This is a genomic window from Hathewaya proteolytica DSM 3090 (assembly GCF_900142225.1).
GTDB classification, from domain to species: domain Bacteria; phylum Bacillota; class Clostridia; order Clostridiales; family Clostridiaceae; genus Hathewaya; species Hathewaya proteolytica.
In genome coordinates, this window is record NZ_FRAD01000040.1 from 1 (window position 1) to 6,074 (window position 6,074).

General features: G+C 33.6%; 6 protein-coding genes and 3 rRNA genes. 7 read left to right on the top strand and 2 right to left on the bottom strand.

Annotated features, from left to right (window positions below; genetic code table 11):
* The 3 genes from BUA73_RS13560 to sfsA all read left to right on the top strand — a co-directional run.
* Positions 1 to 99, top strand: a 23S ribosomal RNA gene (locus BUA73_RS13560); the annotation flags it as partial.
* Positions 100 to 211: 112 nt separating this feature from the next.
* A 5S ribosomal RNA gene (rrf, locus tag BUA73_RS13565) occupies positions 212 to 328 on the top strand.
* A gap of 68 nt (positions 329 to 396) precedes the next feature.
* Positions 397 to 1,089, top strand: a complete 693-nt coding sequence (gene sfsA, locus BUA73_RS13570; RefSeq protein WP_072904632.1) for a DNA/RNA nuclease SfsA — start codon at positions 397 to 399, stop codon at positions 1,087 to 1,089.
* 42 nt (positions 1,090 to 1,131) lie between these two features.
* On the opposite strand, the gene BUA73_RS13575 is transcribed toward sfsA, so the two are convergent.
* Both BUA73_RS13575 and BUA73_RS13580 read right to left on the bottom strand, forming a co-directional pair.
* A complete protein-coding gene (locus BUA73_RS13575; protein WP_072904633.1) occupies positions 1,132 to 1,482 on the bottom strand; it encodes a hypothetical protein in 351 nt (116 codons plus the stop codon).
* Positions 1,483 to 1,543: 61 nt separating this feature from the next.
* Positions 1,544 to 2,815 carry a DUF1576 domain-containing protein gene (locus tag BUA73_RS13580; protein WP_072904634.1) on the bottom strand — a complete coding sequence of 424 codons (1,272 nt, stop codon included), beginning with the start codon at positions 2,813 to 2,815 and terminating at the stop codon, positions 1,544 to 1,546.
* Between the two features lie 469 nt (positions 2,816 to 3,284).
* On the opposite strand from BUA73_RS13580, the gene BUA73_RS13585 reads away from it, so the two are divergent.
* From BUA73_RS13585 to BUA73_RS13595, 4 genes are all read left to right on the top strand, one after another.
* A complete protein-coding gene (locus BUA73_RS13585; protein ID WP_084672279.1) occupies positions 3,285 to 4,490 on the top strand; it encodes an MFS transporter in 1,206 nt (401 codons plus the stop codon).
* 109 nt (positions 4,491 to 4,599) lie between these two features.
* Positions 4,600 to 5,526, top strand: a complete 927-nt coding sequence (locus BUA73_RS13590) for a GNAT family N-acetyltransferase (protein WP_072904635.1) — start codon at positions 4,600 to 4,602, stop codon at positions 5,524 to 5,526.
* Positions 5,527 to 5,649: 123 nt separating this feature from the next.
* Positions 5,650 to 5,817 (top strand): hypothetical protein, encoded by a 168-nt coding sequence (locus BUA73_RS14200; RefSeq protein ID WP_178139283.1) that lies wholly within the window; start codon positions 5,650 to 5,652, stop codon positions 5,815 to 5,817.
* A gap of 138 nt (positions 5,818 to 5,955) precedes the next feature.
* Positions 5,956 to 6,074: ribosomal RNA gene (locus tag BUA73_RS13595) — 16S ribosomal RNA — on the top strand; the annotation flags it as partial.

Below are 6,074 nucleotides of genomic sequence, written 5' to 3' on the forward strand. Positions count from 1 at the left end.
CTATAAGACCCCTTGAAGACTACAAGGTTGATAGGTGAGAGGTGTAAGTGTGGTAACATATTTAGCTGACTCATACTAATAGGTCGAGGACTTGACCAAATTACTTATTCATTATACAATTTTGAGAGAATAAATTCTCTAATGAAACTCCTGAGCTTAGGCTCATGAGTACTGTATTTCTAAGAGGCAAAGCCTCAAAGAACTACATGCATCTGGTAACTATAGCGTAAAGGTAACACCCCTTCCCATTCCGAACAGGACGGTTAAGCTTTATAGCGCTGATGGTACTTCAGGGGAGGCCCTGCGGGAGAGTAAGACGTTGCCAGGTTAGATGAAAATCCTTAGATTAATTTCTAAGGATTTTTTTATATAAACATTTATATAATGAGGTGAAAAATGGTTTTTAATGAAGAGATAATAAAGGCAAGATTTATAAAACGGCCCAACCGCTTTCAAGGTTATGTATGTTTAAATGGAGAGGAAATAATGACTCATGTTCCTAACACGGGAAGATGTAAAGAAATTCTTATTGAAGGATGCCAAGTAATCTTGAGGCGAGGCACGAATGAAAATAGAAAAACAAAGTATGATCTTATTGCTGCATACAAGGGAAAAAAATTAATAAATATAGATTCGCAGATACCAAATAAAGTAGTGGAAGAAGCACTTAAGAATAAAAAAATAAAAGGCTTAGAGCGATTTAATAAAATAGAGCGAGAAAAAACTTATGGCAATAGTAGGTTTGATTTCAGGCTAACTGACGAAAATAATTTTGTTTATTATTTAGAGGTTAAAGGTGTGACTTTAGAGGAGGATGGTGTGGCAAGCTTCCCTGACGCGCCTACTGAAAGAGGACGTAAGCATGTCCTTGAATTGATAGAAGTGAAAAAACAAGGCATGGGTGCAGGAGTTATTTTTTTGCTTCAAATGGATAAAATGAAATTCTTTTCACCCAATGAAAAGATGGACCCGGCGTTTGCATCGGCGATAAAAGAAGCTTATGACGTAGGTGTAGAGGTTTTCGCATACGATTGTTCTGTTGGAGAGAGCTACATAGAAATAGGCAGTCCAGTTCCAATTTCAATATAAAAAAATCCAGAAATATAAAGTTTTCTGGATTTTATTTGATGCTTAAATGTGTCTAGTTAAGTGTATTGATAGGATATCGTTTTCTTTATCGTAATTTAACGTGTATGAGTCAATCATCATACCTACTAAAATTAGCTCGGGATCAGTGTCATCTTCTCCACTAAGGCCCCAATAATATTCTTCTATTTCGTTACATCTTGGAGATGATAGTCTGTCCCTTATTTTTTTTATTAAAGCATCGTCAAGCTGTGTAAGGTTTTTGGCAGTTAGCGATATCTCTATTGAATTACTGGTTGTTTGACTATGGGTTGTTACATCGTTGGAGCCATAATGATGACAAAAACCAGTCAGTTCACTTACTATTTTTACTATTTTTTTATTGTTGTTATTCATATTTCTAATTGCCGCAAAGGGCTATCTCCTTTAATTAATCTTTTTATAATTAATTAATATATCATGAATCTACGGAACTTACAACTTTTTCTTTAAATGAAGATAAAAGAGGTAAAAGGATTATGGCAACTATTCCTCCAGCAAAGCCATTGTTATAAAGGTTTAATCCACCGTGTAACTCGCTTAAATTCATAACCATGCAAACATGACTAAATCCTGCCAATATACCGAATGGCCACCCAAAATGCCCACTTATAGGAGCGAGGGTAGTACTAAAAAGTATTGCCAATAACATGCTTGGAGAGGTCATATCCCATACGTTAAGAAATGCACACAATAGGGCGCCAATAGCTACGGGAATTGTATTTTTTAGATGTTTTCCGAATGCTCCGAAGCCCACAATTGTAAATATACCACCCAGTGTTGGGCCAGTGAGATCGCCTCCAACTAATAAGACTAAGGTTGTATAAAATATGCCCAAAAGTCCCATATTAAGAAAGGTTGTGCCACTTCCAAAGATAATATAGAAATCCGATACAAGTCTACCGGGAAGTTTTACTAGTTTAAATATTTTTTTAAAAGCTTGTTTATCTTGCACAAATCCAATTACTATAAAGGATATAAACATACTGTATAATATGATTGAAAAAAGTGTGTTGTATTGAGATGTCCAAAGCAATCTTTTTTCAAAATTTATTCCAAAGGATCTTAAAAGAGCCATTAGTGCGGTTCCTATTAATCCGGCAGAAAACCCTGTATTGTATAAATTATATCCTTGATGTAGCCTTAGGCAATAAGTTGTTATGGGGCTCAAGATAAACCCTAAAATTGTTGTTATGGTAAGAGAAATGGGGATTGCCATGTAAAATGGGAAAATATCTGTAAACATGAGCTCATTGAATGTAGGTGCTAGAGCTGTGCCAAATGTGGCTACTAGTATATAATTCAAAAAAGGTTTTTTCTCGTATTTTGAGTATAACCACACGCCAAAAACTATTGGCCAAACATTGATGAGATTTTTGCCAAATAATCCAAATCCAAACATTAAAAGTATGGAGGATATCGTGGATCCGTTTGGTTTTACTCCAACGTATATAAAGATACCAAGAAATATTATAGATAACATGCTGGCATTGAATAGAGCAGCACCTATGCCACCCAGTGCAACATAATCAGTTATAAGGATATTTGAGTCAAAAAAGATTTCTATTAATCCTTTGAATATATTGGAAGGACTGTCTATTATAAATGATAATCCAATCAATATAAGAAAATAAGTTATGAAAATATAGTAGGTCTTATATATCTTCTTTTTTATAATATTATGTTCCATAAATACAGTAGTAAAATTATATCCGTAATAATTTTACATGGTCACCACCTTTCTAAATGTATTAATATGGGATGTAGTAAACTACAACTCATTATGTATTAATAATTATAACATCAATGAATTAATTCTCAAAGAAAAAAATATATACAACTTTAAAATATTATGTGATAATTAAGTTACGTATTCTGTTCCATAAGTATTCATTAAATTTCAGTATTATTTTTCATTGGAAGGAGATGAGGTAATTGAATGAAATATTGAGCAGAAATTGTATTAAATGTCCTGAAAGGATAAATTCAAGGTGTAAAGGTAATGACTCAAGTTGTATGTGCATTAAGTGCCCTAGATATCTGGCGGAGTGCCTTGTTGTAAAATATTGTAGAGAAACAGAGTCACCTATTTATATGGGTAGCCAGTATTAAATAATTTTGTCCATACTTATGAATAAAATGATAGGAGTGAACACAAATTGAATATAAAAAATAAAAAATTTATCAAGGCCAACATAGGGATCATTATTTTTATGTTTTTGCTTATGATAATTAATGCGGTGGCAGAAAACCTTAAGGGTATTTTCTTGCCGTATTTTAAAAGGGACTTTGGTATAACAGATGGTATAATGGGTATTTGGTTATTTACTGGTTCTATGGGATATATTTTATTTACGTATTTAGGCGGTCTTTTATCAAAAAAATATGGACAAAAAAGAGTTATGTTTATGGGGATAATACTAACTATAGTTTCATGTATTTCCTTCTATTTTAGTCATAGCAGTAGATTTATGATATTTTTAGACATTTTCCTTATAAATGGGGGTATATCATTGTCCACTATAGCAATAAATACACTGATTCCAATTGTAGGTGTTGGATTTCAAGCTGTATTAATGAATCTTACCCATTTCTTCTATGGATTTGGAGCAACTTTGGGAACTAGCACCACGGGGTACTTGTTAAATAATTCTGTAAAGTGGCAGAATATATATCTTGGGGTGTGTATTTTCTATGTAATCATGGTTTCTGTTATTGGCTTAATTAAGGTTCCCAGCATTAGGATAGTTGAAAATGATAAAAATGTTATAAAAAAAGATAATAATAGCGATAGGGCGATTTTTAGCAATGGACTTATGTATGGGTTAGCTATGTCATTGGGTTTTTATGTGTTTGCTGAGACGGCTACTATAAATTGGCTAGTAAATTACTGTGAGAAATCATTTTCCATGACTGTTCTACAGGCTACTAAGTATCTTTCTCTATTTACAGCTGTACTTACAATGGGGCGCCTCCTTGGAGGTTTTATTGTACAAAAAGTAGGTGAATTTAGAACGGTGCTTTTATTTACAGTGTGTGCAATTATTTTATTTACTTTTGGCGTAGTTCTGGGCAGCGGTGGAATAATTATGATATCTTTGGCTGGATTTTTCTTTTCCATTATATACCCTACCCTTGTACTATGCGCTGGCAAGCTATTTGGTAGCGAATCAGCTTATGTAACGGGCATCATTATTTCACTTGCTTCCGGTGTAAACATGATTTTAAATGTGGTGATGGGATATTTGAACCAAATTCTAGGTCCCATAAAGGGATTTTATATTATTCCTACTAGTTTGTGTGTATCTCTTGCTGCACAGTTATATCTTAGATCTAAACGACGCAATATAAAAAATGTTTCTTAGTCCAGAGAAAATTAAGTAAACATAAAATATTTTTCCATAGAATTGTGAACTTAAAGAAAATACTTTGAAATTAAAAATAATGAAAACTATGTTTAGAGAGGTGGTTGTTATGCCAAATGACAAATTTATTTGTATGAAGGAGAGTGGCAATGGCGAAATAAACTTAAGTGATGTTAATGGAATAAATATTGGGAAGGCATATCTTTTGACCATTACAAAATCGAGCATTCTGTGCAGACTAAAGATGTATAGGCTTTGGGACAATGCGGAAATTGTGGAGGGAATAATAGATACGCTACTTAAGGATTTTATATTTAAAAGAGGTGTAAATAAAGTCAGCTTTATAGTGGGTGAGGATATGGAAAGCTCACCTTTGATTGATATGGGGTTTCAGTTAGAGGGCATCCTGTGGGATAATATAATGCTAGCGACTAATGAGTATAAATCTGAGTTTATATTTGGTGTAAAGGCTCATGAATACAATAAAACTGGTTTAAAAAATAGGTTCAATATAAATGGAAATCGCATAGCATTAAAGGTACTAATGCCTGAAGATGTTGAAGAGGTGCTTAAGTACTGCATAGAGAATAGAGATCATTTACAAAAATTCGAACCTAGCAGACAAGAAGATTATTATACTTTAGAGACACAAAAAAGGTATCTTATAGATAGTTATAATGCTTATCTAAATGGTAAAGAGGTAAATTTCGGTATACTGCTAAATGGCAAGATTGTTGGGCGGATAAGGATATTAAATATATTTATGGGGGTTATACGCACGTGTACTGTAGGCTATTCTATAGATAAAGATCATGAAGGGAAAGGTTATATGAAAGAGGCTCTTTCTATTGTTGCTGAGTATGCAAAAAATGTTCTTGAGCTTCATAGAATAGAAGCGGGAACCCTTCCAGATAATAACCGTTCTCAAAGTGTGTTGAAATCCTGTGGATTTGAACTTCTTGGAGTCAATAAGAAGTACATCTACATAAATGGTGAATGGAAAGACCACATAATGTATTATAAAATTCTAGACTAATTATGAAGCTAATATATAATTGTATAGAAAAAGCAAAATGGGCACAGTGTAAATTAATAGCTGGCCCTTCTTTTTTATCTGACTTGTTTTGTATGATTGTTTAATGTACATTAAGGACTTGTAATGAATGAATTAGAAATATGTAAAAAAACATTAAAAAAATTATTGACAAGATTGCTAAGGTTTGATACAATAAAGAAGTCGCTTGAGGGCGACGAAGATAAATGGTCTTTGAAAATTAAACAGAATAAAAGAAATAAACAAACTCGTATTCTTTTGAATAACAAGTAAGTAAAATGCTTAGCAAGTAATGCTTCGAGCAAGAGATAATATCTCAATAAAAGAGCAGATACAAGTTAGGGTAGCAAGGAACTCCTCAGCGCAGCTGATGAGTAAGATGCTGCACGAAACAAGTTTCTAGCATCATCTTAAATTGAGAGTTTGATCCTGGCTCAGGACGAACGCTGGCGGCGTGCTTAACACATGCAAGTCGAGCGATGAAATCCCTTCGGGGATGGATTAGCGGCGGACGGGTGAGTAACACGTGG

Excerpts from the sequence above, each read along its gene's own strand:
- BUA73_RS13575 (WP_072904633.1), bottom strand. The coding sequence starts at position 1,482 with ATGAATAACAACAATAAAAAAATAGTAAAAATAGTAAGTGAACTGACT.
- sfsA (WP_072904632.1), top strand. The coding sequence starts at position 397 with ATGGTTTTTAATGAAGAGATAATAAAGGCAAGATTTATAAAACGGCCC.
- BUA73_RS14200 (WP_178139283.1), top strand. The coding sequence starts at position 5,650 with ATGAATGAATTAGAAATATGTAAAAAAACATTAAAAAAATTATTGACA.
- BUA73_RS13580 (WP_072904634.1), bottom strand. The coding sequence starts at position 2,815 with ATGGAACATAATATTATAAAAAAGAAGATATATAAGACCTACTATATT.
- BUA73_RS13590 (WP_072904635.1), top strand. The coding sequence starts at position 4,600 with ATGCCAAATGACAAATTTATTTGTATGAAGGAGAGTGGCAATGGCGAA.